At 73.2% G+C, this 2,506-nt stretch carries 2 protein-coding genes; one reads left to right on the top strand and one right to left on the bottom strand.

Features of this window, described 5'->3' with window-relative positions; genetic code table 11:
• Positions 1-69: 69 nt before the first annotated feature.
• Positions 70-1,848 (bottom strand): 2-isopropylmalate synthase, encoded by a 1,779-nt coding sequence (gene leuA, locus AB0G02_RS35140; RefSeq protein WP_360803227.1) that lies wholly within the window; start codon positions 1,846-1,848, stop codon positions 70-72.
• A gap of 178 nt (positions 1,849-2,026) precedes the next feature.
• On the opposite strand from leuA, the gene AB0G02_RS35135 reads away from it, so the two are divergent.
• Positions 2,027-2,506: GntR family transcriptional regulator (locus AB0G02_RS35135; RefSeq protein WP_360803224.1), on the top strand; the 480-nt coding region annotated here is incomplete at its 3' end.

The following is a 2,506-nucleotide window of genomic DNA, read 5'->3' as shown; positions in this document are numbered from 1 at the left end:
GCCTGCCTCACGCAGGCCGCGGCCGGGTTCGTCAGCGGGTGCCCGCACCGGCCGTCCGCAGCGGCCCCGTCACGACTCGACGCCCTTGGCCCGGTTGACCGCGGCGAGCACGGCGTTGACCGACGCGGTGAGCACCGACGTGTCCCACCCGCAGCCCCACGACAGCTCACCGTCCACCTCGCACCGCGCGTACGCGGCGGCGTGGCTGCCCGGACCGGTGGTCGTGGAGTGCTCGCTGTAGTCCAGGACGTCCACCACCACGCCGATCCCGCGCAGGACGTCCGCCAGCGCCGACAGCGGCCCGTTGCCGGTGCCCTCGCAGGAGCGCTCGACCCCGTCGACGCGCAGCCGGCAGGTGAAGCGGTGCACACCCGGCGAGGTCTCCGCCGTCGACCAGGAGTCCGCGGTGACCCAGCCCTCCGCACCGGGGTCGACGTAGGTGGTCCGGAACAGCTCCCACAGCTCCTCGTGCGTCAGCTCGCTCCCGGTGGCGTCGGTGACCCGCTGGACCGCGCCGGAGAAGTCCGGCCGCAGGGCCTGCGGCAGGTCGAGCCCGTGGTGGGTGCGCAGCAGGTGCGCGATGCCGCCCTTCCCGGACTGCGAGTTGATCCGGATGACCTCCTCGTAGGTGCGGCCGATGTCGCCGGGGTCGATCGGCAGGTACGGCACCTCCCACGGTGCCGCCTCGGGCGGGACGCCCAGTTCGGCGGCCTTCTTGGCGTGCCGCGCCAAGCCCTTCGCGATGGCGTCCTGGTGGGTGCCGGAGAACGCGGTGTGCACGAGGTCCCCGACGTAGGGGTGGCGCGGGTGCACGGGCAGTCGGTTGCAGTGCTCGACGACCTCGCGGACGGTGTCGACGTCGGAGAAGTCCACCATCGGGTCCACGCCCTGCGAGTGCAGGTTCAGCGCCAGGGTGACCAGGTCGACGTTGCCGGTGCGCTCGCCGTTGCCGAACAGGCAGCCCTCCACCCGCTGAGCGCCAGCCAGCACGGCGAGTTCGGCGCACGCCACGCCGGTCCCGCGGTCGTTGTGCGGGTGCACGGAGAGGATCACCGAGTCACGGCGGGCCAGGTGCCGGTCCATGTGCTCGATCTGGTCCGCGTACACGTTCGGCGTCGCGATCTCCACGGTGGCGGGCAGGTTGTGCACCACGGGACGGTCGGGGCTCGCGTCCCACAGCTCCGTGACGCTGTCGCACACCTCCAGCACGTAGTCCGGCTCGGTCAGGTTGAAGACCTCCGGGGAGAACTCGAACCGCACCCCGGGACGGTCCCCGACGCGCCGCAGCAGGTGCTCGGCCGCGTCCAGGACGAGTCGGTGCACCTCGGCGCGGGACCGGCCGAGGACGACGTCGCGCCAGACCGGCGCGGTGGCGGTGTAGAGGTGCACGAGTGCGCGCGGCAGGCCCCGGATGGACTCGACGGTCCGGTCGACGAGGTCCGCGCGGGCGGCGGTGAACACCGACACGGTGACGTCGTCGGGCAGGTCGTCGCGCTCCGCGAGGTGCCGCACGAAGTCGAAGTCGGTCTGGCTGGCCGACGGGTAGCCGACCTCGATCTCCTTGTAGCCCATGGCCACCTGGAGGTCGAACATGCGGCGCTTGCGGGCGGTGTCCATGGGCTCGGCCAACGCCTGGTTGCCGTCGCGCAGGTCGACCGGCACCCACAGGGGTGCGCGCTCGATGCGCCGGGACGGCCAGGTGCGGTCGGTCAGCGGCAGCGGCACGCGCTCGTGCGCGGGCCGGTAGCGGTGGCTCGGCATGGAGCTCGGGCGTTGCGGGTTCCACGCGGGCGCGTCGGCCGGAACCGCTCCGGAAGGGGTGCGGACCGTGGGGAAGGCTGCGGGCATCGTCTTGCTCTCCGTCGACCGTCGAGGTGACCGGCGCAGCCTCGAACCCCGCTGCGAGGGGCCGGTCCGGTCAGACCCCGCAGCGGCACCCGAGGAGGAGGGTGATCATCCGCACGACCGGTACAGTAACCACAACCCGAGTCCTCAGACAAGCAGAGAACCTGAGAGGTCGACACCGATGCCCCTCGACGCCCTGCGACCGGCTCCCCTCGTGGAGCAGGCCGCCGAACGGCTGCGCGCCCAGATCGTCGGCGGTGAGTGGGGTGTCGGCACCAAGCTGCCCGGCGAGACCGCGCTGGCCACCGCCCTCGGCGTGGGCCGCTCCACGGTCCGGGAGGCGCTGCGCGCGCTGGCGGGTGCCGGGTTGGTGCAGGCCAGGCAGGGCGCGGGCGTGTTCGTCATCGCCACCGAGGCCGCGGAGGACTGGTCGACCCGGCTGAAGCGCTCAGCGATCGCGGACGTCTACGAGGTCCGCATGATGATCGAGGTGGAGGCGGTCCGGCTGGCCGCCGTCCGGCGCACCGACGCCGACGTGGTCGCGATCGAGGCCGCCCTGGAGGCACGCCGGGCGGCGGGCGGGGCGGACGACGCCGAGTTCGTGCGCGCCGACAACGCCCTGCACTCGGCGGTGGACGCCGCCGCACACAACGCGGTGCTC

The organism is Actinosynnema sp. NPDC023658 (assembly GCF_040639995.1).
GTDB lineage: Bacteria > Actinomycetota > Actinomycetes > Mycobacteriales > Pseudonocardiaceae > Actinosynnema.
Note: the sequence above shows the minus strand (reverse complement) of the source record. Positions and strands in the feature narration are given on the sequence as shown.